A 24,954-nucleotide genomic window follows, 5' to 3' on the forward strand; every position below is an offset into this window, starting at 1 on the left:
AGCATGCCACCGACTCTCAAAGGCGCCGGGGTCAGCCCCGGCGCGGGTTACGGGCCGGCCAAGCGGCTGGTCCGCGAAACCCCCCAACCCGACCCCGACGCACGCCACAGCGGCGACCCCGCCGCCGAGGCCGAACGCGCCGCCACCGCAATGGAGGAGACAGCGCGCGACCTCGCCGAACGCGGCGAACGCGCCGGCGGCGACGCCGCCGAGGTACTCAACGCCCAAGCGCTGATGGCCCGCGACCCCGCACTGGCCGACGACGTGCGCAGCCGCGTCGGCGACGGCGCCTCCGCGGCCCGCGCGGTGTCCGAGGCGATGGCGGTCTACCGGCGGATGCTCGCCGACGCCGGCGAGTACCTCGCCGCGCGGGTCGCCGACCTCGACGACGTCCGCAACCGGATCGTGGCCCGGCTGCTGGGGGCGCCCCTGCCGGGCGTGCCCTACTCCGACACCCCGTTCGTGCTGGTCGCCGAGGACCTCGCCCCCGCCGACACCGCCATGCTCGACCCCGAGCTGGTGGTCGCGTTCGTCACCCGCGAGGGCGGCCCCACCAGCCACACCGCCATCCTCGCCCGCTCCCTGGGCCTGCCCGCCGTCGTCGCCTGCCCCGGCGCCGACGACGTCGCCGAAGGCACCATGCTGCTGGTCGACGGCGCCACCGGCGAGGTCGCCGCCGACCCCGACCCCCGCTCCGTCGAAACCGCAACCGCCGCCGCCCGCGCCCGCGCCGACGCAGCGGCGCAGAGCACCGGTCCGGGGCGCACCGCCGACGGCCACGAGGTGCCGCTGCTGGCCAACATCGGCGGTCCCAAGGACCTGCCGGCGGCGCTGGAGCACGGCGCCGAAGGGGTGGGCCTGTACCGCACCGAGTTCCTGTTCCTCGACCGCGCCGACGCCCCTGGCCACGACGAACAGGTCGCCGCCTACCGGGCGGTCCTTGAGGCGTTTCCCGGCGGCCGGGTCGTCGTGCGCACCTTGGACGCCGGTGCCGACAAGCCGCTGCAGTTCCTGCCGGCGGCCGGCGACGAACCCAACCCGGCGCTGGGCGAACGCGGCCTGCGGATGATGCGCCGCCTGCCCGAAACCCTCGGCGCCCAACTCGCGGCACTGGCCGAGGCCGAACGCGACACCGGCGCCTACCTGCAGGTCATGGCGCCCATGGTCACCGACGCCGAGGACGCCGAATGGTTCGCGGCGGCAGCGGCAAAGGCCGGTATCCAGCACGCCGGGGTGATGATCGAGGTGCCCGCGGCGGCCCTGCGGGCCCGGCACATCGCCGCCCACGCCGACTTCTTCAGCATCGGTACCAACGACCTCACCCAGTACACCTGTGCGGCCGACCGCGAAACAGCCGGCCTGGGCCGGTTCCAGGACCCGTGGCAGCCTGCCGTACTGGATCTGGTGGCGGCTTCGGCCGCCTCGGCCGCCGGTGCCGGCCGCACGTGCGGCGTCTGCGGCGAGGCCGCCGCCGACCCGCTGCTGGCGTGTGTGCTGACCGGGTTGGGCGCCACCAGCCTGTCCATGGGCGCCCCGGCGCTGCCGCTGGTGCGGGCGGCGCTGGCCCGCACCGAGCTGGTCCAATGCCGCGCAGCCGCACAGGCGGCCCGCGCGGCTCAGGGGCCCGGCGACGCCCGCCGGGCCGCCGTCGAGCACCTTCCGGGCCTGGCCGAGCTGGGCCTGTAGGAGGCGCGGGCTCCCATTGGGCGCACAGGTCCCATGGGCCCATCGGCCTATGGGGCCGTGTCCCCATGTATCCCATGTATCCACGTGCCCAGCGGCGGGGCGCCGACCGGCCCGGTGAACGAGGCCGCCGGCACCCCGCCGGCCGGGGTGCGGTGCGCCCGCGGTTGCGGGAGTGCACCTGGTTGCCGCTACGCAGGCGCTATCGTGGGGCGCGCGCCGGGCGGGCGCTGATCTGCGCCGATGTGTCGGCCGCCCGTGCCGCCGCGTGCGGCGCCCGCTGGACGCACCCCTTCCCCCGCTGTGCCGTTGCCCTGCCATGCCTGTCCGCCGAAAGGTCCGCATGCCGCTCCGCCGCCTGCTCGCACTGCTGGGTACCGTCGCGTTCGCGCTGGTTCCCGCACTGTCAGGGTGCAGCCCGGGCACCTCCGGCCCGGCCACCCCCGCCGGTTCGGCGAGCCCGTCGCCGCAGGTCTCCGCCGCGGAGAAAACCGCTCGCAAACACCTGGCCGACATGTCGGTCGAGGAGAAGATCGGCCAACTGCTGGTACTGCTCGCCCGGGGCACCACCGCCGAGGAGAACGCCGAACTCGTCGCCGACTACCGGCCCGGCGGCCTCATCTACTTCCCGGAGAACCTCACCGGCCCCGGGCAGATCGCCTCGATGTCCAACGGCCTCCAGCAGGAAGCCGCCGGCAGCGGCGCCGGAGTCCCGCTGTTCCTCGGCATCGACCAGGAGCAGGGCCTGGTCTCGCGGCTGCCCGTCGGCACGGGCTTCCCCGACGCGATGGCGGTGGGCGCCACCCGCGACCCCGCCCACGCCAAGGCGCTCGCCAAAGCCACCGCGGCCGAACTCACCGCCCTGGGCATCAACCTCGACTACGCACCCGTCGCCGACACCAACACCAACCCCGACAACCCCGTGATCGGCATCCGCTCCTTCGGTTCCGACCCCGGCCTGGTCGCCGACATGGCCACCGCCGAAGCCGCCGCCTTCCGCGAGGGCGGGGTACTGCCCGTGGTCAAGCACTTCCCCGGCCACGGTGACACCGCCGTCGACAGCCACACCGGCCTGCCCGTGATCGGCAAGCCGCGCGGCGAGTGGGAGAAGGAGGACCTGCCGCCGTTCCGCGCCGCTGTCGACGCCGGCGTCGGCGCCATCATGACCGCGCACGTGGTCATGCCCGCACTCGCCGACTCCGGGGAACCCTCGACCCTCGCCCCCGAGGTCATCGGCGACATCCTCCGCGACGATCTCGGCTACGACGGCATCGTCACCACCGACGCGCTCAACATGGAGGGCGTGCGCCAGACCCACTCCGACGGCGAGGTCGCCGTGCGCGCCGTGCTCGCCGGCGCCGACCAGCTGCTGATGCCGCCCGACCCCCAGGCCGCCTTCGACGCACTGCGCACCGCCGTCCAGGACGACCGCATCAGCACCGAGCGGTTGGACCGCTCGGTGCTGCGCATCCTCACCGCAAAAGCCGAACACGGCCTGTTCGGCGCCGAGCCCGCCGACCCGCAGTCCGCCGCCGCCGCGGTGGGCACCGACGAGCACCGGGCCGCCGCGCGCGACCTTGCCGGCGACTCGGTGACCCTGCTGCGCAATACCGGCGGCGTGCTGCCGCTGGACGACGGCGCCGCGGTCAGCGTCACCGGGTCCGGCGCCGAGACCATCGGCGCGTCCCTGGAGGAGCTGGGCTACACGGTCACCGCCGACCCGGCAACGGCCGACGTGGCCGTGGTGGGCACGCAGAACGCCCGCGGCGACGCCGGGCAGCGGTCGCTCGTCGCCGAAGCCGGCGCCTCGGGCACCCCGGTGGTCGCGGTCGCCCAGGGCAACCCCTACGACATCGCCGAGCTCGGCGACGTTGAGGGCTACCTCGCCACCTACTCCGCGGTGGACCCCTCGCGGGCCGCTGCCGCGCGCGTGCTCGCCGGCGAAACCGCGCCGTCGGGCAAGCTGCCGGTGTCGGTGCCGGGAACCGGCCTGGAGTTCGGCGACGGGCTGTCCTACTGAGCGCGAGCCCCCGTAGACCCGCCGGCGGCCGTGCGGCTCACCCGTGGCGCTTGGCCTCCTGGCGGGCCAACGAACGCAGGTGCACCTCGTCGGGGCCGTCGAAGATCCGCATGGCCCGTGCGTGGGCGTACATTTCGGCCAGTGGGAAGTCGTCGCCGACCCCGCCGCCGCCGTGCACCTGAATGGCGCGGTCGATGACATCGACGGCCACGCGCGGCGCAGCCACCTTGATCGCCGAGATCTCGGTGCGCGCCTCGCGGGTGCCGCGGTGGTCGATCAGCCAGGCCGTCTTGAGTACCAGCAGCCGTGCCTGCTCGATGGCCAGCCGCGACTCGGCGATCTGCTGCTGGACGACGCCCTGGTCACCCAGCGGCTTGCCGAAGGCCACCCGCTCCTGGGACCGGCGCACCATCAGTTCCAAGGCGCGTTCGGCCATCCCGATGGCGCGCATGCAGTGGTGGATGCGGCCGGGACCCAGCCGGGCCTGGGCGATGGCGAAGCCCTCGCCCTCACCGGAGATCAGGTAGGCGGCGGGCACCCGCACGTCGGTGAACCGCAGCTCGCAGTGGCCCTCCTGGTCCTGGTAGCCGAACACGGGCAGCGAGCGCACGATCTCCAGGCCGGGCGTGTCGCGGGGGACCAGGATCATCGACTGCTGCCGGTGGGCGGGGCCGTCCGGGTCGGTCTTGCCCATCACGATGAGGACCTCGCAGCGCGGGTCGGCCGCACCGCTGATCCACCACTTGCGCCCATTGATCACGTAATCGCCGCCGTCGCGGGTGATGGAGGTGGCGATGTTCGAGGCGTCCGAGGAGGCCACGTCGGGTTCGGTCATGGCGAACGCCGAACGGATGCGGCCGTCCAGCAGCGGCTCCAGCCACCGCTTCCGCTGTTCGGCGGTGCCGAACATGTGCAGCACCTCCATGTTGCCGGTGTCGGGGGCCGCGCAGTTCAGCGCCCGCGGCGCCAGCACGGAGGAGCGGCCGGTCAGCTCGGCCAGTGGTGCGTAGTCGGTGACGCTCAGGCCGCTCACGTCGGGCAGGAACAGGTTCCACAGGCCGCGGCGGCGCGCCTCGGCTTTGAGGTCTTCCACGACCGGCGGCTGGTTGTGGTCGCCGTACCCGGCCTCGGCGCGTTGGCGGTGATAGACGGGCTCGGCCGGGTAGACGTGCTCGTCCATGAACGACTGCAGCTCGGCCAGGCGGTCGCGGGCGGTGGCGCTGAGATCGAAGTCCATGACGGCAGTATGCCATCCGACCGACCGGTCGGTACTGCCCTGGCGGGGATGCGGAGGAACGGGGACGCAACGGGCGGTCGGCGCCCGGCGGGGATTGGCACGCCCGCACCCAGGGAAGAAACCGCGTCCCCGGCGCAACCGTGCGGGCGCAGGCCCGCCGCCCGCGCCGGCCCTGCGCCCGCGAACCGGGCGCCCGGCGAAAGACGGAGGCGAGTATGAGCGCTAAGTGCCGTGGAATCATCACCGACTGGGGCGGTGTCCTGACCTCACCGCTACATCAGACCGTCGCCGCCTGGCTGGCCGCCGACCGCATCGACGACGCCCACTACCGCGACGTCATGACCCCCTGGTTCGACGGCACCGCCACCGGCGGCAGCGCGGACGCCAACCCCGTCCACGCCCTGGAACGCGGCGAGATCACCACCGGCGAGTTCGAGCGCATCCTCGCCGACCGGCTGCGGCTGGTCGACGGCGGGCCCGTACCGGCAACCGGGCTCATCAAGCGGATGTTCTCCCGATTCCACCCCGTCGACGAGATGTACGCGGTCCTGCGCCGCGCCCGCGGCCAGCAGATGCGCACCTGCCTGCTGTCCAACTCCTGGGGCAACGGCTACCCCCGCGACCGCTTCGCCGACACCTTCGACGCGGTCGTCATCTCCGGCGAGGTCGGCATGCGCAAACCCGAACCGGAGATCTTCGAGCACGCCGCCGAACTGACCGGCGTACCGCCCGAGGAGTGCGTGTTCATCGACGACATCGAACACAACGTGCACGCCGCCGTCGAGTTGGGCATGACCGGCATCCTGCACCGCAGCCCCGCCGACACCCGCCAACGGCTGGCGGAGACCTGCGGCATCGAACTGGACCCGATGCCCTCCTGAACGGGCCCGGAGCCGGCGGGCGGCCGCGCGGTCCTGCGGTACGGCGGCCCTGCGGCCGAGCGGACCGCGGGCGCCGCGGGGCCGCTGCACCGGCGCGCCGAAGGTGCCCCACCCGCACCTCTGGCAGACTTGCACGCCGTCCGAGCCCCTGCGATACGAGAGAGCCGCGAGACCACGATGCGCGTCTACCTGCCCAGCACCTTCCCCGGCCTCGCCGCGGCCCTCGACACCGGAGCGGTCGGCGAGCCCGGCGGCGCGCCGCTGACCGCCTTTGCCGTCACCGAACGCCTGGCCGGCCCCGAGGGCGGCGACGATGAGGAACTGGAGTACGAGGCGCTGCGCGGCGCGGCCGAGGCATCGCTCCGCCTGCTGGGCGCCGACCCCGGGGCCCCGCGCCGCCGCGCCGTGATCGCCGCCGAGGCCCCCGACAAGATCGTCGGCCCGGCCCCCGCCGGCGGCGCAGACCACCCGGCCGCCGTCACCATCACGGGCACGGTGCCGCTGAAGCGGGTCGCCGCAGTCCACGTCGACGACCCCGCGGCCGAAGAAGCGGTGGCGGCCGCGATCGCGGCGGAGGACCCCGACCGCACGGACGAGCACGAACTGCTCTGGTACGCCACCCAGGAACTCCCGGACATCCTCGGCCGCAGGTAGGGGCGGTAGGGGCGGTAGGGGCGGTAGGGGCGGTAGGGGCGGTAGGGGCGGCGGCTGCGGTTGGTTGTGCGGCCTTGTGGTCTGCCGGGTGGCGGGTTGGTCTGGGGTGAAAAGCGGCACCGAGGGCGGCGGTTGGCTCGGGTGGGGCCGCGCGTGACCGTTATGTCGGGTTCCCATTGACGATCATGCAGAAATGCCGGTCCCAGCTTTGAAATCCGGGCATTTCTGCAGGCTCAGTGCGCCGGGCGGCCCGCCACCTGCGGGCGGGAGCGGTGGCCGCCCGCCCCAGCCGCCTGCGGCCGTTGCCGCTGCTTTTCACGTCCAGTCCGCCCCTGAGCCGGCCGCTGGCAAGGCCGCCGAGCGGACCCGCGTCGGATCGGGCCGGTCCAGTCCACCATCACCCCGCCACGCCCACCACCCCCACCCGACGATTACCGACCCGGCCGGGGCGGGTATGCATCATCGCGTGGCGCCCGAGGGCCGGCGCGCGCATCCGCGCTTGCGCCCGCCTACCCGCCCGGGCCCGCCGCCCCGTCTGCGATCGGGAGGCTAGCGATGGATGCCGTCACCAATGTCCCCGTCCCCGTCAACGAGCCCAACCTGGCCTACGCCCCGGGGAGCCCCGAACGGGCCGAGCTCGAAGCCGAGATCGCGCGCCAGTCGGCCGAGGAAACCGAGATCCAGCAGGTCATCGGCAACGACCGCGGCCTCGGCGCCGGCGAGCAGATCCCCGCGCTCAAGCCGCACGGCCACGCCCACGTCCTGGGCCGCATGGCCAACGCCACGCCCGGCGAGGTCCAGCGGGCCATCGACGCCGCCCGCGCCGCCGCACCCGCCTGGCGCGCCATGTCCTTCGACGACCGCGCCGCCATCCTGCTGCGCGCCGCCGACCTGCTCGCCGGGCCCCACCGCGCGCGGGTCAACGCCGCCACCATGCTCGGCCAGTCCAAGTCCATCCAGCAGGCCGAAATCGACGCGGCCTGCGAACTCATCGACTTCTGGCGGTTCAACACCGCCTTCGCCCGGCGCCTCTACGCAGAGCAGCCGATCTCGGTCCGCGGCGTGTGGAACCGCCAAGAGCTGCGGCCGCTGGAGGGGTTCGTCCTCGCGATCACCCCGTTCAACTTCACCGCGATCGCCGGCAACCTGCCCACCGCGCCCGCGCTGATGGGCAACGTGGTGGTCTGGAAACCCGCGCCCACCCAGACCTACTCCGCCCACTACGTGATGCGGGTACTGGAGGAGGCCGGGATGCCGCCCGGCGTCATCAACATGGTCACCGGCGACGGCCGCGCGGTGTCGCAGACCGCCCTGGCCCAGCCCGACCTCGCCGGCATCCACTTCACCGGCTCCGTCGGCACCTTCCAGCACCTGTGGCGCACCGCGGGCGAGCACATCGCCGAATACCGTTCCTACCCCCGCATCGTCGGCGAGACCGGCGGCAAGGACTTCATCGTCGCCCACCCATCGGCCGACCACGGCGTGCTGCGCACCGCCCTGATCCGCGGCGCGTTCGAGTACCAGGGCCAGAAGTGCTCCGCGGCCTCGCGCGCCTACATCCCGCGCAGCGTGTGGCCGGCGCTGCGCGACGACCTGCTGGGCGAGGTCGAACAGCTGACCATGGGCGATGTCACCGGCGACGTGTCGACGTTCATGGGCGCCGTCATCGACGACCGCGCCTTCGCCAAGAACGCCGCCGCACTGAAACGGGCGCGCGACGCCGACTCCATCACCGTGCTGGCCGGCGGCGGCGCCGATGACAGCGTGGGCTACTTCATCGAACCCACCGTGCTGGAGTGCGGCGACCCCGAGGACGAGGTGTTCCGCAACGAGTACTTCGGCCCGATCCTGGCCGTGCACGTCTACGACGACTCCCGCTACGACCAGGTGCTCGCACAGATGGCCGACGTCGCCCCCTACGCGCTGACCGGCGCGGTCATCGCCCGCGACAGGGATGCCATCGCCCGCGCCGACGCCGCGCTGCGGTTCTCGGCCGGCAACTTCTACATCAACGACAAACCCACCGGGTCCATCGTCGGCCAGCAGCCGTTCGGCGGCGCCCGCGCCAGCGGCACCAACGACAAGGCCGGCTCGGTGTTCAACCTGGCGCGCTGGACCAGCCCGCGCGCCATCAAGGAGGCGTTCACCCCGCCCACCGACTGGCGCTACCCGCACATGGGCCGCGGCTGAGTCCGGTGCGGGAGAGCCCGGAGAGCCCGCACCGTCGGAATCCTGCGCCGGCGGGCGGGCCGCAGGGCGTCCGGGCTGGACTACGGTGACTGGTGACGCCGACCGCGGCGGGGGAGTTGCGCCGGCCCCCGCTCGCACACCGCGCGCCGGCCGCCGAGCAGTGTGTTCGAACGGCCTGTGGACGGAGTCGGCCGGACGGTTCCGGTGTGAGGCAAAATTATGGTGACATGCCCGCACGTCCCTTCCTTGAGGAGATTGCCATCAGCCGGCTGGTGTTGTGGAACATCGACCTCACGCTCGTCGACGTCGCCCAGGTGACCCGTGCGGCCTACGCCGAAGCGTTCGAACAGGTCACCGGGGTGCCGCTGGTCTACCTGGCATCCACGGGCGGCCGCACCGACTCCGAGATCTTCTTCGAGTTCCTGGCGCGCAACGACGTCCGCCTGGACCCCGGCGACGAACCGCTGACCGACTTCATCGACGCCCTCGGCGAGGCGTTCGCCCGCCGCCGCGACCAGCTCACCGCGCGCGGCAGGGCCATGCCCGGCGCGCAGGAATCCCTGGCGGCCGTCGCCGGGCTGCCCGACACCGTGCAGACCGTGGTCACCGGCACGATCATGGCCAACGCCGTGGCCAAACTCGCCGCATTCGGGCTCGACGGCTATCTCGACCTCAGCATCGGCGGGTTCGGCTCCGAGCACTACCCCAAGGCCAGCCTGCTCCAGTTCACCCGCATGCGCGCCGCCCAAGCCCACGGCTCCGAGTTCCCCGAGTCCGCCACCGTCTACATCAGCGACTCCCCGCGCGATGTCGAGGCCGCCATCATCGGCCACGCCACCCCGATCGCGGTGGTGAGCGGGTCGGCCACCGAATCCCAACTCCGGGCCGCCGGTGCCGAACACGTGATCGAGGACCTCGCCGACCCCCAACAACTACTCAGCGCCGTGCACACTGCCACCGCCGCTGCCGGCACCGGGTGAACCCCCCGTACCCGAATCGGCGGTCCGCCATCCCGCGCTGGCCGACAACGGCCGATACCGGCGCAGCACTTGCCGCCGCATGCTGCGGGCATAGGTTGGCTGTTGGCAGCGGTTGTACCCGGTACGTCCGCAGTCGCATTGTTGCGCAATCCGCTCCTAACAGCCGAAACGCACAGTTAACGGTGTTGATCACAAATCCGCGGGACCCGAACCAGTAATCTGGGTTCGGCGGGGCCGGACAACGGAGTCCGGTCGTGCAACCGCACCTGTGCGCACAGGTCTCCCGCTCCCGCGGTCCCACCCGGCAAAGCGGGAACCCGCGGGCGCCCGCGCGGCGTCCGACAATTTCACAGGACCCAAAGAGCGTCCCGGAACCCTCCCCGCCGGTCCGGGGCCGGCCCCCTACGACTCACAAGGGAGTGACGTCGCACGATGTCCGGGCAGCAAGACGCCGTTCAGGACCGATTGCTGCGTGACGCGGTCACGCACTGCTCAGATTGGCCCCGATTCACCGGTGACGGTGCAGGAGTACCCGAGGGAATGGAGCAGTTCCTCGCGCACTACTACCGCCACGTGGCCACCGAGGAGCTGCAGGAGCGCGACCCCGCCGAGATCTGCGGTCCGGCAGCGGCCCACCTGGAGTTCGCACGGCACCGGCCGCAGGGCCGGGCCAAAGTGCGCGTCTACACCCCCACCAGCGACCACGAAGGCTGGGAGACCGGCCACTCCGTCGTCGAGATCGTCACCGACGACGCGCCCTTCCTGGTCGACTCCGTCACCATGGAACTCGGCCGCCGCCGCATCGGCTACGAACTCGTCATCCACCCGCAGCTGCGGGTCGCGCGCGATGTCACCGGCGCGTTGAAAGAGGTCGAACCCGCCCCCGGGTACGAGCCCGACGGCCCCGCCCCGCTCCAGGAATCCTGGATGCACCTGGAGATCGACCGCTGCAGCGGTCCGGCGGCCTGCAAGGAACTCGCCGCCGACCTCGAACGCGTCCTGGCCGACGTGCACAACGTCGACGAAGACTCCGGCCGGATGCGCCGCCAGGCGCTGCTGCTGGCCGACGACATCGCCGGCTCGGCCGAACGCCTCACCGCCGCCGGCGTCGACTCCCGCGAGCTTTCCGAAAGCGTCGAGTTCCTGCGCTGGGTCGCCGACCGCCACTTCCACTTCATGGGCTACCGCGAGTACGCGCTGGTCAGCGCCTCGGGCACCCCCGAATCCCCCGAGGTCCCCGCCACCGCCGGCGACTCCGCCGAGCAGCTCGGGCTGAGCCCGCGCCCGGGCACCGGGCTGGGCCTGCTGCGCGCCGACGCCACCGACTCCGAGAGCTTCGCCGCCCTGCCGCCCGAGGCCCGCGCCAAGGCGCGCGAACCCCACGTGCTCGTGCTGACCAAGGCCAACTCCCGCGCCACCGTGCACCGCCGCAAGTACCTCGACTACATCGGCATCAAGCACTTCGACGCCGAGGGCAGGGTCGTGGGCGAGTACCGCTTCCTGGGCCTGTTCACCCACGAAGCCGTCACCACCAGCATCGCCCAGATTCCCATCCTCAAGCGCAAGCAGGCCGAGGTCTTGGGCCTGGCCGGCTTCGAACCCGACAGCTACGACGGCAAGGACCTCATCGAGATCCTTGAGGGCTTTCCCCGCGAGGAACTGCTGCAGACCCCCGTCGACCAGCTCTACGACATTGTGTTGGGCGTGCTGCGCCTGCGCGAGCGCCGCGGCACCAAGCTCTTCCTGCGCCGCGACCCCTACGGCCGGTTCATGTCCTGCCTGGTCTACATGCCGCGCGACCGCTACAACACCGATGTGCGGCTGCACATCCAGAACGTCATGAGCCGCGCCTTCGCGGGCGCCACCATGGACCACAGCGTCGCGGTCGGCTCGGCGCCGTTCGCGCAGCTCTACCTGGTCGTGCGCGCCGAACGCGGCAGCATCCTGGCCGAGGTCGACCACGCTGCGTTGGAGGCCGAGGTCGTCGCGGCCACCCGTTCCTGGGACGACGACCTCAGCGACGAACTCCGCGCGCGCTTCGGCGCCGAACGTGCCGGCGAGCTGCTGCAGGACTACGGCTCGGCGCTGCCCGAGGGCTACAAGGTCGACACCGCCGCCTCCGTCGCCGTCGACGACGTCTACCGGCTGGACCTGCTCGGCGACGACCAACTCGCCGTGAACCTGTACCGCCCCGCCGGCGGCGCCTCCGGCGAGTGGCGGCTCAAGGTCTACCGCAAGGGCGACCCGATCTCGCTGTCGCGGGTCCTGCCGCTGCTTGAACACATGGGCGTCGAAGTCCGCGACGAACGCCCCTACGGCATCGCCGGTTCCGCCACCGGCCGCTCCTGGATCTACGACTTCGGCCTGGCCCCCATCACCGAGGCCGTCGAGCTCCCACCCAACCGGCTGAAGTTCCTGTTCGAAGAGGCCTTCACCGCGCTATGGCAGGGCCGCGGCGAATCCGACCGGTTCAACGCCCTGGTCATGCGCGGCGGCCTCGACTGGCGGCAACTGACCATCCTGCGCGCCTACGCCAAGTACCTGCGCCAGACCGGCAGCACGTTCAGCCCCGCCTACATCGCCGACGTGCTCGTGGCCAACGTGCACCTCGCCAACCTGCTGGTGCGGCTGTTCGAGTCCCGCTTCGACCCCGGCCTCGGTACCGGGCGCGCCGAACGCAGCGAGGCCATCACCGAGGAGATCCGCGGCGAACTCGACCTGGTGGCCAGCCTCGACCAGGACCGCATCCTGCGGTCGTTCCTGGCCGCCATCGAAGCCACCCTGCGCACCAACTATTTCCAGGGCGGCACCGCCGAACCCCGGCCCTACCTGGTCTACAAGCTCGACCCCCGGCGCATCCCCGACCTGCCCGCGCCGCGCCCGCGCTACGAGATGTACGTCTACTCGCCGCGTATGGAAGGCGTGCACCTGCGCTTCGGCGCGGTCGCCCGCGGCGGACTGCGCTGGTCCGACCGTTTCGAGGACTTCCGCACCGAGGTCCTCGGACTGGTCAAGGCGCAGACCGTGAAGAACTCCGTCATCGTGCCCAGCGGGTCCAAGGGCGGGTTCGTGTGCAAGCAGCTGCCCGCGGGCGGCGACCGCGACACCGTCCAGGCCGAGGTCATCGCCTGCTACAAGCAGTTCATCAGCGGGATGCTCGACCTCACCGACAACCGGGTCGGCGGCCGCGTCGCCCACCCCGACAACGTTGTGCGCTACGACTCCGACGACCCCTACCTGGTGGTCGCCGCCGACAAGGGCACCGCCACCTTCTCCGACATCGCCAACGGCATCGCGATCGAGCGCGGGTTCTGGCTGGGCGACGCCTTTGCCTCGGGCGGCTCGGTGGGCTACGACCACAAGGAAATGGGCATCACCGCCCGCGGCGCCTGGGAGTCGGTCAAGTACCACTTCCGCGAGCTCGGCACCGACGTGCAGAACGAGGAGTTCACCGCCGTCGGGGTCGGCGACATGTCCGGCGACGTCTTCGGCAACGGCATGCTGCAGTCGCGCCACACCCGGCTCGTCGCGGCCTTCGACCACCGCCACATTTTCCTCGACCCCGATCCCGACCCCGAGCGCTCCTTTGCCGAACGTCAGCGCATGTACGGCCTGCCGCGCAGCACCTGGGCCGACTACGACACCCGGCTGATCTCGGCGGGCGGCGGGGTGCACCCGCGCACCGCCAAGTCGGTACCCATCACCCCGCAGGTCCGCCGGGCACTGGGCATCGAGGCCGAAACCACGGCGCTCACACCCTTCGAGCTCATCCGCCACATCCTCGCCGCACCGGTCGACCTGCTGTGGAACGGTGGCATCGGCACCTACGTCAAGTCCTCCAACGAGTCCGACGCCGATGTCGGCGACAAGGCCAACGACCCCGTGCGGGTCAACGGAGCCGACCTCCGCTGCAAGGTCGTGGGCGAGGGCGGCAACCTCGGGCTGACCCAGGCCGGGCGGATCGAGTTCGCCCGCAAGGGCGGCCGGGTCAACTCCGACTTCATCGACAACTCCGCCGGCGTCGACACCTCCGACCACGAGGTCAACATCAAGATCATGCTCGACCGCGAGGTCGGCGAAGGCAACCTCACCAAGCCCGAACGCGACGAGCTGTTCAAGAGCATGACCGGCGAGGTCGCCGAACTCGTCCTGGGCAACAACTACGCGCAGAACGTGGTGCTGGCGGCTGCGCGCAAGCAGGCCGGCGCCATGATGCACGTCCACGCCCGGTTCCTGCGCCGCCTCGAACGCGACGGCCTGCTCGACCGCAAGCTGGAAGAGCTCCCCGGCGACGAAGAGATCGCCTCGCGGCGCAGCGCCGGCCTGGGGCTGGCCGGCCCGGAGTTCGCCACGCTGCTCGCCTACACCAAGAACACCCTCAAGGACGAGATCGCCGACTCCGACCTGCCCGGCGACCCCTACCTGGGCCAGACGCTGGTGGAGTACTTCCCGACCGCGCTGCGCGAGCGCTTCGCCGACGTCATGCCCGAGCACCCGCTGGCCCGCGAAATCATCGCCAACCAGGTCGTCAACGACATGGTGAACCGGGGCGGCACCACCTTCGCCTTCCGCATCGGCGAGGAACTGGGGGCCGCGCCCGACGACATCGCCCGCGCCTACCTGGTGGTGCGCGAGGTGTTCGGGCTGCGCGAGCTGTGGCGCGAAATCGAGCGCATGGACCACTGGCTCGACGTCGACGTGCAGTTGGCGCTGCTGCTGGAGACCCGCAAGCTCGCCGAACGCGGCACCCGCTGGCTGCTGCGCAACCGCAAGTCGCCCTTTGACCTCGGCGCCGAGATCGCTTTCTTCGCCGAGGGCGTGGCCGAGATCGTGCCGCAGCTGCCCCAGTTGCTGCAGGGCCGCGACCTGCGTCTGTTCACCGAGCGGCGCGACCGTTTCGTCAAGGACGGGGTGCCCGGGGAACTGGCCGAACGGGTGGCTGGGATGGTTCCGGCGTACTCGACCTTCGACCTGGTCGCCATCGCCCACAGCACCGGGCGCGAACTCCCGGCGGTCGCCGAGGTCTACTTCGACCTCGCCGAAAGCCTGCAGATCGGCACTTTGCGCGAACGCATCATCGCGCTGCCGCGCCACGACCGGTGGGTCACCATGGCGCGGGCAGGGCTGCGCGACGACCTCTACGCCGCCCACGCCGGGCTTACCCGCGCGGTACTGCTCAGCGGCGACCCCGGCGACTCCCCCGACCGCCTGCGCGAACGCTGGATCGAACGCAACCGGGTGGCGGTCGACCGCTCGGAGCAGACCCTGCGCGAGATCCACGAAGCCGAGAAGTACGACCTCTCCACGCTTTCGGTGGCGCTGCGCTCGGTGCGTTCGCTGGTTTCGGCCGAGTAAGACCCGCACCGTGCGCATCCGCCCGGGCCGCGCCGGCCCGGGCGGATGCGCACCCGGCGCTGCCGTGCGGCTCTCGTGGTCCCCAGGGCCTGCGCCTGGCAGGCAGCGCGCATGTGACGCCCTAGACTTGGGCCTGTGGCAGACCTAGACCCCGCAGACAAGATCAAGGAACTCTCGTCCACGCTGGCGAGCGTCGAGTCCGTGCTGGACCTCGGTGCCAAGCAGCGCGAGATCGAGGAGTTGCGCGAACAGTCTGCCGACCCCGAGCTGTGGAGCAACCCCGACCAGGCTCAGCAGGTCACCCGCAGGCTGTCCCACCTGGAGTCCACGGTCAACAAGGTCGGCACCATCCGGCGCCGCCTGGACGACCTGAGCGTGCTCTTCGAACTCGCCGCTTCCGAGGACGATTCCGACACCCGCACCGAGGCCGACGCCGAACTCGAATCGCTGCGCGCCGACATCGGCGAAATCGAGATCCGCACGCTGCTCAGCGGCCCCTACGACGAGCGCGAGGCGCTGGTGAGCATCAACTCCCAGGCCGGCGGCATCGACGCGGCCGACTGGGCGCAGATACTGCAGCGGATGTACCTGCGCTGGGCCGAGCGGCACGGCTACCCCACGGAGATCTACGAGACCTCCTACGCCGAAGAGGCCGGCATCAAGTCCACGACCTTCGTGGTCAAGGCGCCGTTCGCCTACGGCACGCTGCGCGGCGAGCACGGCACCCACCGGCTGGTGCGGATCTCGCCCTTCGACAACCAGAACCGGCGCCAGACCTCGTTCGCCGGTGTGGACGTGGTCCCGGTCGTTGAGAAGAGCGACCACATCGACATCGACGAGAGCGAGCTGCGCATCGATGTCTACCGTTCCAGCGGCCCGGGCGGCCAGGGCGTCAACACCACCGACTCCGCGGTGCGCATCACCCACCTGCCCACGGGCATCGTGACCTCGTGCCAGAACGAGCGTTCCCAGATCCAGAACCGCGCGACCGCGATGGGGATGCTGCAGGCCAAGCTGCTGGAGCGCAAGCGCCGCGAGGAGCAGGCCGAACTCGACGAACTGCGCGGCGAGAGTGTCAGCAGCTGGGGCACGCAGATGCGCAACTACGTCCTGCACCCTTACCAAAGCGTGAAGGATGTGCGCACCGGCGCCGAAAGCGGCAACACCGGCGGTGTGCTCGACGGCGAGATCGACTCGTTCATCGACGCCGAGATCCGCTGGTTGCGCAGCCAGGAGAGCTGATACGCCGCGGCGGCGGGCCGGTGCAGGTGCCGGCCCCGCCGCAGTTGCACTGCTGCTCCGCGGGCCTTGCGGGCATCGCGGCAGGACCGCAACCCGGCGCTCGGTATACTTAAACGTTACCAGTGGTTGACACTTCCGATATGGTCTGATCTGCTGTCCTAAGCACAGCCGGGGTCGATCACGCGTGTACGGTCGAGGCCGCCCGAGCATCCGCCCGCCTTCGGGGTCATCCCTGCAAGGGCTCCGGGCCGATTTGGACATTCCGGGTTGCGATCACCTCTACACTGACGATTGGCCCTGTGGCCGGTACTGCCTCCTGTGGACCGAGTTTTCCGCTGAGGCGCCCCTACCTTCGAGAACCTTGTGATGCTGCCGTGATCCACTTTGAGAACGTCACCAAGGTCTATACGACCCAGAAGAACCCGGCGCTGGGGAACGTCTCCATCGACGTCGACAAGGGGGAGTTCGTCTTCCTCGTCGGTCCCTCCGGCTCGGGCAAGTCAACGTTCCTCAGGCTTGTCCTGAAGGAGGAGAAGCCCACGAAAGGGCGGGTGCACGTCGCAGGCAAGGACCTGGCGCGCCTGTCCAACTGGAAGGTCCCGCACCTGCGGCGCCGGATCGGCTGCGTCTTCCAGGACTTCCGGCTGCTGCCGAACAAGAACGTCTTCGAGAACGTCGCCTTCGCCCTTGAGGTGATCGGCAAGCCGAGGCGGTTCATCCGCAAGGTCGTCCCGGAGGTCGTCGAACTCGTCGGCCTTGAGGGCAAGGCCGACCGCATGCCCGACGAGCTGTCGGGTGGCGAGCAGCAGCGGGTCGCCATCGCGCGGGCGTTCGTGAACCGCCCGCAGATCCTGCTGGCTGACGAGCCCACGGGGAACATCGACCCCGCTACTTCGATCGGCATCATGAAGGTGCTCGACCGAATCAACCGGACCGGGACGACCGTTGTCATGGCCACCCACGACGCCGCCATCGTCGACTCGATGCGCAAGCGCGTCATCGAGCTCGAAGAGGGCGAGGTCGTGCGCGACCAGACCCGCGGCGTCTACGGACAGGCGTACTGACGCTCGGGCCTGCCAGCGCTCCTGCGTTGGTCAGTGCAGCGCGGCGAAGCCCACGAGGATGGACCCTTAACTCTCATGCGTGCACAATTCGTACTTTCCGAGATCTGGATCGGTCTGCGTCGGAACCTGACGATGACCGTGGCGGTCATCACCACGGTGGCCATCTCTCTCGCCCTGTTCGGCGGCGGTCTGCTGATCAACCAGCAGGTTTCGCAAATGCGCCAGTACTGGGACGAGCGCGTGACCCTGACCATCTACATGTGCACGGAGATCTCCAACTCCGACACGTGTGAGGAGAACGGTCCCGCGACTGACGACCAGCGCCAGCAGATCCAGAGTGACCTGGAGTCGATGGGCCAGGTCAAGAGCGTCGAGTACGTCAGCAGCGAGGCGGCGTATAAGGACTTCCAGGAGCGCTTCTCCAACAACCAGGCAATGGTGGACGCCGTCCGCAAGGGCGACATCCCCGACAACTTCCGCGTGCAGCTCGTCGACCCGAGCCAGTACCAGGTTGTGGCCGACGAAATGACCGGCCGAGCGGGCATCGACACCATCTACGACGACCAGGCGGTCCTGGAGCAGTTCTTCGGCCTGCTCGACGGCCTCACCGCGGCGGCATTGACGGTATCCTTCGTACAGTTGGCCGCAGCTGCGCTGCTGATCGGCAACACCGTGCGGCTTGCCGCCTACAATCGCCGCAAGGAGACCGGGATCATGCGCCTGGTCGGTGCGTCGAACTTCTACATCCAACTCCCGTTCCTGCTCGAAGGCGCAATCGCGGGCCTGATCGGCGGCATCATCGCCTCCGGGTTCATCGTGGCCGCCCGCTTCCTGCTGCTGACACGGATCCAGGAGTGGTTCCAGTTCGATGTCACGCTCTCGACCGGATCGCTGCTATCGGTCATCGGTGTGTCGCTGATCTTGGGTGTCCTGCTGTGCACGGTCGCCTCGTTCCTGACGCTGCGGCGCTATCTGCGGGTATAACCGCAGGTAGCGGCCGATCGGCGGCCCGCCGGACGAGAGCGGTGGAGAAAGGGAAATCCTGTGCCACGGGAAAAAGGACGCAAGCTCGTCGCGCAGAACCGGCGGGCCCGGTACGACTACCACATCGACGACACCTACGAGGCCGGCATCGTGCTCGCCGGCACCGAGGTGAAGTCGCTGCGGGCCGGGCGCGCCTCCCTGGTCGACGGCTTCGCCCAGGTCAAGGACGGCGAAGTGTGGCTGGAGAACGTCCACATCCCCGAGTACGCGCACGGGACGTGGACCAACCACAGCGCCCGCAGACCACGCAAACTGCTATTGCACCGCGAAGAGATCGCCCGCCTCATCGGCAAAACCCAGGAGTCGGGCCGCACCCTGGTGCCGCTGTCGCTGTACTTCAGCGAGGGCAAGGCCAAGGTCGAACTCGCGCTGGCGCGCGGTAAGCGCACATACGACAAACGCCATGACATCGCCGAACGCGAGGCCAAACGCGACATCGAACGCGCGCTGCGGCGCCGTCGCTGAGGCGTTGTGAAAGGATCGCCAGGGTGTCCCCCCGTCACCTTCGCCGTGTGCTGGCAGCAGGAACCGGGCTCGCCGTCGCCGCGGTGGTTTCCGGCTGTACCACCAACCCCTCGCCCGAGGTCGCGGTGCGCAACTTCCTGCTGGAATGGCAGGCCGGCGATTACTCGAACGCCGCGGCCTACACCAACGGCGACACCGACAAGGTCGCCGCGACGCTGAAGGACGCCCGCCGCCAGCTCGACCTGGCCGGGCTCAGCTTCGCGATGGGGCCCATCAGCCAGGACGGCGACTCCGCCGAGGCGGAGTTCAGCGCCCAGGCCGACCTCGGCATCGGCGACCCCGTGTGGAACTACGACGGCGGCATGTCGCTGCGCGACGGCCCGCAGGGCTGGGTCATCGACTGGTCGCCTTCGGTCATTCACCCGGATCTCGACGCCGACGAGCGCATGGCCGTCAGCTACGACATCCCCGACCGCGGGCAGATCTACGACCGCAACGAGAAACCGCTCGTCGGCACGACCGGCGCCACCGCGTTCGGCGTGGTACCCGCGCAGATGGACGACACCGAAGCCGGCGTGGCCAAGCTCGCCAAGCTGCTCGACGAGGACGACGGGCCGCTGCTGGACCGGGTCCGCTCGGCGCCGCCGCAGGAGTTCCAGCCGCTGGTGCTGACCCGCACGGGCGATGTCGGCGCCAAGGTCGAGAAACGCGCCAAGGCGATCCCCGGGGTGCGCACCGAACAGATCGACATGCGGCTCAAGCCGCGCACCGCCGCACCGGTCGTCGGCGAGGTGGCCGGCACCTCCGAACACAACGTGTCCTCGCGGGTGGCGGGCCCCTACCAGGCCGGAGACACGGTGGGGCTGAGCGGGTTGCAGAACGTCTTCCAGCAGCGCCTGGCCGGCACGGCGACCACCAAGGTCGTCACGCTCGACGGCAAGGGCAACGAGACCGGCACCCTGCACTCCTGGCCCGGGCTGCAGAGCGGCTCGCTGAACACGACCCTGGACATCCGTGCGCAGCAGGCCGGCCAGGCCGCGCTGGACACCCTGCCCGGCAAGGGCTATGTGGTCGCGCTGGATGCCCGCACCGGCCACGTCCTGGCGGCGGCGGGCAGCCAGGGCTCGGCCGACGACGGCGCGTTCACCGCCGAATACCGGCCCGGCGAGGCGTTCAGCATCATCTCCTACACGGGCGCCCTGCGGAGCGGCGCCTACACCGCGAACGACACCATGGCCTGCGACAACCAGACCTCGGTCGGCGGCCGGAAGTTCACCACGCCCAACAACACCGGCCTGTCGGGCCGGCCCGATCTGGCGACGAACTTCAGCTACTCCTGCACCACCGCCTTCGCCCGCATGGGCAACAAGGTCGGCGCCGAGGCCATCGAGTCGGCGGCGCGCGACTTCGGTATCGGCGGCGACTGGCGGCTGCCGGTCCCCGTTTCCACCGGGAAGTTCACCACTCCCGATTCCCCTGGCGCCACCGCTGCGGCCATGGCAGGCACCGACCAGGTGCGCGTCAGCCCGCTGTCGATGGCCCTGGCCGCCGGAGCCATCAGCGACGGCGCCTGGCATCCGCCGCGGCTGGTGGCCGGCGACGAGGACGCCCAAGCGAACGCGGCGAACAAGAAGCTGGACCCGCAGGCCGTCAAGCAGGTGCGGGCGATGATGCGTTCGACGGTCGAGGTCAGCGCCACCAACGCCAATGTCGGTACGGTCCCGGTGCACGGGCAGATGGCCAACACCACGCAGAAGATACGCGGGCGCGAGACCGCGGTGCAGTGGTTCGTCGGCTACCAGGGCAGCATGGCCTTCGCGGTGGTCGCCGAGGTCGACCCCTCCATCCGGCTCTGGGAGCAGTACGCGGTCAACGCCGGCGGTGCGTTCCTGCAGCAACTGCCCGCCGACTACGCCGAGCAGCTCGCCCAGCAGAGCCCGCAAGGCGCGGGCGGCGGCCAGGGCGGGCAGCCCCAGGACGGCACGCCCCAGCAGGGATCTCCGGCCGGCGCCGCACAGCCCGAGGGCGGAACGGTACCCGCCGAGTAGCGCCCGCGGCGGTCTGAGCCGCCGGGTGCCGCTGGTGCTGCTGACTGCCGTCGGTGCCGCCGGGCACCGGCCATCGCCGGTCCGCAGCGGGGAATCGCGCCGGAGCGGGGTGCGTTGTCCGAAGCGAGAAAAAAATCCGTGGAGAAGCAACCCTGGCGGGGGTAACGTGCGTCTTCCCGGGTGACTGGAACCGCAAAGGGGGTTGCGGAACCGGTCCACAGGAGGCAGGACCTCGTCTCGGGGGAGGCCCTGCCGAAAGAAAAGGCCGGCCCGACCCTGCCGGCCGCCCTCGCGGGCAGCGTCGATGGTTCCCGTCCGCGCCCGCGAGGGATTCTCTTGCCCGGAGCCGGCCGAGCCCAGCGCTCCGGCCGGCCGCCCGGGGGAGCGGTCCGGCTCGGCGGGTGCCGGTTGCCGGTTGCAGCCGGTGCACACACCCGGGCTCCGGCGGGCCCCCTCGCCGCCCGCACCCAAAGATCGCAAATCGGCTGCGATACCGGGAATCAGCTTGGTACCCGCGGTGTTCTACAGGTAGCGTTAGATCGCGAGGGACACCGGTGGGTGCCCCGCTTGCGGGCTCCGGCCCGTTGAAAACTGCACAGGGGGTGATCGGTTTCGACTTTGATCGCCGTGTCAAGGGAAGCGAGCCGAGGGTTGCGATGTAACCTCGTAAATCCTGCTTCGCGCTAAATACAAGTGCCAATTCTAAGCGCACTGAGTTCGCTCTCGCTGCTTAAGCTTTAGCGACTCTGTCGGCCTGGACTCGTCCTCGGTCCAGTGTCCGGCACCGTTCAGAGGACTCACCGCTCAGATCAGGCCACGGGGCCTGAGTGGGACATTCACGTGGCTGGGCTCGTCAGCGACCCGTTCGTGGGAGCGCTGGAGCCGAGTAGAACGCTAACCGCGAACTGCGCTCGGAGAAGCCTTGACTCGTCATCGAAGGACGCGGGTTCGATTCCCGCCACCTCCACCGGATCGAATGCGAGACCCCTGGGACGACCCTGCTCGCGCGCAACCGCGCTCGCCGGGTCGTCTCATTGTTTCTTCTGGGGGCGACCCCGGATCCCCGGACTTCGCACAAGAGCCTCCGGCCCACCAGGGTCGGGGGCTTTTTGCTGTCTGCGGCACTGTCCGGCTCAGTTGGCTGCGACATCGCTGTCAACGAAGGGCAGGATGTCGGCTATCTCGCGGATCGCCTGGTCGCGCACACCGCGGTCCGGGCTCTGCATGGCCTTCTCAGCCTCGTGCAGACGGCGCGCGGTGCCGGGATGCCGCTCCATGGCGACGATGAGAGCCCACTTGTGGAGGAAACCGCGGAGCGGGTAGACGCTGCCGGCCTGCTCGGCATCAGTGAACGCCTGCTGCATCTCTTCGAAGAACTCCGGTAGAGACGACGGCGCCACGGCGGCGACGGCCGACCGGAGATCGCGCAGGCGGAGCGCCGGCATGGGGATCAACGGCTCATCACCCTCTGCGTGCAGACTGGTCATAAGCGCCCCTTCAGGTCACTGGTTGAACAGGCCCAAGCATATTGCCGCCGTGTCCACCTGTCTCCTGTTCGCGGACCACCCTCGAACGGGTGTTCCCAGAGGTTTAAGAACTCCTGACAGCATGCGTCGTCTGTAGCGTTGCTGGTTCTTTGGCGGCCAAATACCGAGGCGTCCTAGAATCGCCGCATGAGGCGAAGGGCGGGACTGGCGATAGCTGGGGTTGCAGCCCTGGCCTGGGGCGAGTGGTTGAACTGGCGCTGGTCTCGAGCGCTCGTGGGGAGCAGCGGGGGCGCTTCCGCGGCCGTGGTGGTGTTGGGGTACCGGAATCCTCAAGCGACGGCCAATTTGATCAACCAATGGCGAGTCCGTGCGGGAATCCGCTCCATCGCCGCTGACGGTGCACATGGGACCTGCGTGATCTTCAGCGGTGGTGCGACCAGCAGCGGCGCCACGGAGGCCCAGTTGATGGCTGACTACGCGAAGTCGGTGCTCGAGTTCGACGGCACGGTGCTCCTCGAAGACCAAAGCGCGACGACATGGGAGAACATCACGAACGTGATCCCACTGCTTGAAGACGTGGATTCTTGCATCAAGATTGCCTCCCAGCCAGCTCATGCGCTCAAGGCCCGTGCGTACTTGCGGCGGCAGCGCCCCGATCTTGCAGAGAGGCTGGTGCGCGCGGATGACTACCGCCTCGGCGAATGGATGGTCGTCAAACCCTTGTTGGCTCTGTACGGACTTTGGACGCTCCGTGGCCTCAAGGCCGACGAGCGGAAGGTCTCGCTGTAGACGGCCGCCTCCCAGCGGATCTGCAGTCGGCGGAAACAGTTCAGGTGGGCGAACGTGCGCTCCACGCCCCGGCGTTGGGTGCCCAGGCCGGAGCCGTGCTCGGTGCCGCGGTGGGCGATCAGCGGTTTGACACCGAGATCCCAGACGAGACGGCGGTATTTGTCGTGGTCGTAGCCGCGGTCGGCCAGTAGCACGTCCGGGCCGGCCGCGCTTGTCTCGCACCGGCGGCACAGCATGCAGAAGCGGGATGAGCTGGGTGACGTCGTTGCGGTTGCCGCCGGTCAGGGTGACGGCGAGTGGGATGCCGGCGGCGTCGGTGATCAGGTGGTGCTTGCTGCCCGTCCTGCCCCGGTCGGCGGGGCTTCGTCCGGTCTCGGAGTCCTCTTTAACGCTCGGATATGAGAGCCGTCGACCGCCGCACCCCCAGATCACCAGCTCCGGAGTGATCCAACCACCTCAGAGATCATTTCGTTAGGGGTTTTAAGGCGGTCGTGGGACCGGACGGATCGGTGCCGCGGCCGCTCGGAGCGGTCCGGAAGGTCGCGGCAGCGCTCCCGCCACGGCGGCCCGGGAGCCGCAGGGCCGAGTGCGCCGCACTGCTGCGGGCACCGCCCCCGCTTATTGTTAACGCCGTTATGGTGCAATGACTGAATCAGTGTTAGCGTCTTGCGGTGCCATCACGGGATCAAGCGGTCAACGTGCGCGGATCAGTCCGGGCGGATTCGGTGGCGCGGGCGGCGCTTGCTCTGGTGAACACCAGCGGGCTCGAATCGCTGACCATGCGCCGGCTCGCGACCAGTCTCGGTGTGCAGCTTCCCACCATCTACCGGTTGTTCAACGGCAAGCAGGCCCTGCTCGACGAGATGGCCGAGATGATCCTGAGCGGGGTCCTCGACCGCGCCGTCCTGGACGGTGCCGACTGGGAGCAGTGCGCGGCGGTCCTGGCGCGGGCAATGCGCGAGACACTGCTCGAACAGCGCGACGGAGCCCGCATTGTCGGCGGCAGTTGCGCCGCAAAGAACCACACGCTCGCCCTTGCCGAGACGATGCTCGTGGTGATGCGCGACGCCGGTTTTCCCGCGGAGACCGCCATGCGGGCCAACACGACGATCGCCTGCTACGTCATCGGCGAGGTGCTCGAGCAGCAGAGCGCCGACGGCGGCGCGGCCGGTGTGCCGGCCGCTGCGCTGCACGGCTGGGAGCCCGCCGACGGTGCCGATGCCCCGGTCGGCGTGTTCCTCGACTTCGACGGGCGTTTCGACTTCGGGCTGCGCGTGGTGCTCGCCGGGCTGAACGCGGTGCTCGCCGAAGACCGGTGACGGCGCCGCGTCCCGGGCCCCGGAGCGGGGCCCGCTGCGCTCGGCGCGCCGGATCCGCGGTCGCGGTCACCCGGCGGTTGCCCCGACCAGCCAGGCGATCCTGCGTGCGGCCGGTTCGATGCCGCCGCTGTTGCCGAGGTAGACGCCGAACGACGCGACGAACGCGTGCTCGCGGCCCCGCGGTTCGCAGAACACGTCCTCGACGGCGTACTCCGAATCCGGGTTGCTGACCCGTAAGTAGGGCGTGGCGTCGTCGATGACGCGCGCCCATACGCCGTGCTGGGTCACCTCCGCGGCCAGCCGGGCCAGATGGGTGCGTCCGGCCGTGTCGGCCGGTGCGGTGGGAGCGGTGCGGGAACGGCGGGTGCCGGGACTGTCGGCCACGGCGGCCTCCTTGGTAGTAGCTGTGAGTCGCACTCTCCCGCCATTGTCACTCTCTGTCCTTTATTTGTTGCTTAACGTGGCTGTGACACGCCGGGTGCCGCCTGCCCGGACG

The 24,954-nt window shown here is 70.3% G+C and carries 17 protein-coding genes, 1 other RNA gene and 1 pseudogene; 15 read left to right on the plus strand and 4 right to left on the minus strand.

Translation table 11 applies throughout. The annotated features are described in order from the left end of the window. The first annotated feature begins 3 nt into the window (after positions 1–3). Together ptsP and ACYVD5_RS10545 are read left to right on the plus strand one after the other, a co-directional pair. On the plus strand, positions 4–1,686 hold the full coding sequence (ptsP, locus tag ACYVD5_RS10540; RefSeq protein WP_461000783.1) for a phosphoenolpyruvate--protein phosphotransferase: 1,683 nt from the start codon (positions 4–6) through the stop codon (positions 1,684–1,686). A 340-nt stretch (positions 1,687–2,026) separates the two neighbouring features. Next, positions 2,027–3,703 (plus strand): glycoside hydrolase family 3 protein, encoded by a 1,677-nt coding sequence (locus ACYVD5_RS10545; RefSeq protein WP_461000784.1) that lies wholly within the window; start codon positions 2,027–2,029, stop codon positions 3,701–3,703. A 37-nt stretch (positions 3,704–3,740) separates the two neighbouring features. Here the strand turns inward: ACYVD5_RS10545 and ACYVD5_RS10550 are convergent, their stop codons facing one another. Then, entirely contained in the window at positions 3,741–4,940 is a 1,200-nt protein-coding gene (locus ACYVD5_RS10550) for an acyl-CoA dehydrogenase family protein (protein ID WP_461000785.1), read from the minus strand. A gap of 215 nt (positions 4,941–5,155) precedes the next feature. Here ACYVD5_RS10550 and ACYVD5_RS10555 point away from each other — a divergent pair, with 215 nt between their 5' ends. The 11 genes from ACYVD5_RS10555 (at position 5,156) to ssrA (ending at position 21,833) form a co-directional block, all read left to right on the plus strand. After that, positions 5,156–5,821, plus strand: coding sequence for an HAD family hydrolase (locus ACYVD5_RS10555; protein WP_461000786.1), 666 nt, complete (start codon positions 5,156–5,158; stop codon positions 5,819–5,821). Positions 5,822–5,950: 129 nt separating this feature from the next. Further along, positions 5,951–6,475 (plus strand): DUF6912 family protein, encoded by a 525-nt coding sequence (locus ACYVD5_RS10560; RefSeq protein WP_461000787.1) that lies wholly within the window; start codon positions 5,951–5,953, stop codon positions 6,473–6,475. Between the two features lie 555 nt (positions 6,476–7,030). Continuing rightward, on the plus strand, positions 7,031–8,665 hold the full coding sequence (gene pruA / locus ACYVD5_RS10565; RefSeq protein ID WP_461000788.1) for an L-glutamate gamma-semialdehyde dehydrogenase: 1,635 nt from the start codon (positions 7,031–7,033) through the stop codon (positions 8,663–8,665). 227 nt (positions 8,666–8,892) lie between these two features. Beyond that, the gene (locus tag ACYVD5_RS10570) at positions 8,893–9,645 is read left to right on the plus strand and encodes an HAD family hydrolase (RefSeq protein WP_461000789.1); all 753 of its coding nucleotides are present in this window, start codon (positions 8,893–8,895) and stop codon (positions 9,643–9,645) included. Positions 9,646–10,077: 432 nt separating this feature from the next. Next, complete coding sequence (locus ACYVD5_RS10575) at positions 10,078–15,000, plus strand: NAD-glutamate dehydrogenase (protein WP_461000790.1); 4,923 nt, start codon at positions 10,078–10,080, stop codon at positions 14,998–15,000. Positions 15,001–15,135: 135 nt separating this feature from the next. Continuing rightward, positions 15,136–16,242, plus strand: a complete 1,107-nt coding sequence (gene prfB, locus ACYVD5_RS10580) for a peptide chain release factor 2 (protein ID WP_461000791.1) — start codon at positions 15,136–15,138, stop codon at positions 16,240–16,242. Positions 16,243–16,616: 374 nt separating this feature from the next. Further along, positions 16,617–17,306, plus strand: coding sequence for a cell division ATP-binding protein FtsE (gene ftsE, locus ACYVD5_RS10585; RefSeq protein WP_461000792.1), 690 nt, complete (start codon positions 16,617–16,619; stop codon positions 17,304–17,306). A gap of 75 nt (positions 17,307–17,381) precedes the next feature. Then, positions 17,382–18,290, plus strand: coding sequence for a permease-like cell division protein FtsX (ftsX, locus tag ACYVD5_RS10590; protein ID WP_461000793.1), 909 nt, complete (start codon positions 17,382–17,384; stop codon positions 18,288–18,290). A gap of 60 nt (positions 18,291–18,350) precedes the next feature. After that, entirely contained in the window at positions 18,351–18,815 is a 465-nt protein-coding gene (smpB, locus tag ACYVD5_RS10595) for an SsrA-binding protein SmpB (protein ID WP_461000794.1), read from the plus strand. 47 nt (positions 18,816–18,862) lie between these two features. Continuing rightward, positions 18,863–20,863, plus strand: coding sequence for a penicillin-binding transpeptidase domain-containing protein (locus ACYVD5_RS10600; protein ID WP_461000795.1), 2,001 nt, complete (start codon positions 18,863–18,865; stop codon positions 20,861–20,863). A gap of 598 nt (positions 20,864–21,461) precedes the next feature. Next, positions 21,462–21,833: a transfer-messenger RNA gene (gene ssrA / locus ACYVD5_RS10605) on the plus strand. A gap of 163 nt (positions 21,834–21,996) precedes the next feature. Here ssrA and ACYVD5_RS10610 read toward each other — a convergent pair. Continuing rightward, a complete protein-coding gene (locus ACYVD5_RS10610; RefSeq protein ID WP_461000796.1) occupies positions 21,997–22,350 on the minus strand; it encodes a DUF6247 family protein in 354 nt (117 codons plus the stop codon). Between the two features lie 186 nt (positions 22,351–22,536). Here ACYVD5_RS10610 and ACYVD5_RS10615 point away from each other — a divergent pair, with 186 nt between their 5' ends. Further along, positions 22,537–23,139, plus strand: a complete 603-nt coding sequence (locus ACYVD5_RS10615) for a YdcF family protein (protein WP_461000797.1) — start codon at positions 22,537–22,539, stop codon at positions 23,137–23,139. Positions 23,140–23,147: 8 nt separating this feature from the next. Here ACYVD5_RS10615 and ACYVD5_RS10620 read toward each other — a convergent pair. Then, positions 23,148–23,555 (minus strand): annotated as a pseudogene (locus tag ACYVD5_RS10620) (transposase); the annotation flags it as partial. A gap of 255 nt (positions 23,556–23,810) precedes the next feature. Here ACYVD5_RS10620 and ACYVD5_RS10625 point away from each other — a divergent pair. Further along, positions 23,811–24,458, plus strand: a complete 648-nt coding sequence (locus ACYVD5_RS10625; protein ID WP_461000798.1) for a TetR/AcrR family transcriptional regulator C-terminal domain-containing protein — start codon at positions 23,811–23,813, stop codon at positions 24,456–24,458. Positions 24,459–24,524: 66 nt separating this feature from the next. Here the strand turns inward: ACYVD5_RS10625 and ACYVD5_RS10630 are convergent, their stop codons facing one another. Beyond that, entirely contained in the window at positions 24,525–24,842 is a 318-nt protein-coding gene (locus ACYVD5_RS10630) for a hypothetical protein (protein WP_461000799.1), read from the minus strand. Between the last annotated feature and the right edge of the window lie 112 nt (positions 24,843–24,954).

Source organism: Streptomonospora sediminis, assembly GCF_054778995.1.

What these genes read in the sequence shown, in the direction of transcription:
- ACYVD5_RS10545 (WP_461000784.1), top strand. Translation starts at nt 2,027, where the DNA reads ATGCCGCTCCGCCGCCTGCTCGCACTGCTGGGTACCGTCGCGTTCGCG.
- ptsP (WP_461000783.1), top strand. Translation starts at nt 4, where the DNA reads ATGCCACCGACTCTCAAAGGCGCCGGGGTCAGCCCCGGCGCGGGTTAC.
- ACYVD5_RS10610 (WP_461000796.1), bottom strand. Translation starts at nt 22,350, where the DNA reads ATGACCAGTCTGCACGCAGAGGGTGATGAGCCGTTGATCCCCATGCCG.
- ACYVD5_RS10555 (WP_461000786.1), top strand. Translation starts at nt 5,156, where the DNA reads ATGAGCGCTAAGTGCCGTGGAATCATCACCGACTGGGGCGGTGTCCTG.
- ACYVD5_RS10575 (WP_461000790.1), top strand. Translation starts at nt 10,078, where the DNA reads ATGTCCGGGCAGCAAGACGCCGTTCAGGACCGATTGCTGCGTGACGCG.
- ACYVD5_RS10550 (WP_461000785.1), bottom strand. Translation starts at nt 4,940, where the DNA reads ATGGACTTCGATCTCAGCGCCACCGCCCGCGACCGCCTGGCCGAGCTG.
- ftsX (WP_461000793.1), top strand. Translation starts at nt 17,382, where the DNA reads ATGCGTGCACAATTCGTACTTTCCGAGATCTGGATCGGTCTGCGTCGG.
- ACYVD5_RS10570 (WP_461000789.1), top strand. Translation starts at nt 8,893, where the DNA reads ATGCCCGCACGTCCCTTCCTTGAGGAGATTGCCATCAGCCGGCTGGTG.
- pruA (WP_461000788.1), top strand. Translation starts at nt 7,031, where the DNA reads ATGGATGCCGTCACCAATGTCCCCGTCCCCGTCAACGAGCCCAACCTG.
- ACYVD5_RS10615 (WP_461000797.1), top strand. Translation starts at nt 22,537, where the DNA reads ATGAGGCGAAGGGCGGGACTGGCGATAGCTGGGGTTGCAGCCCTGGCC.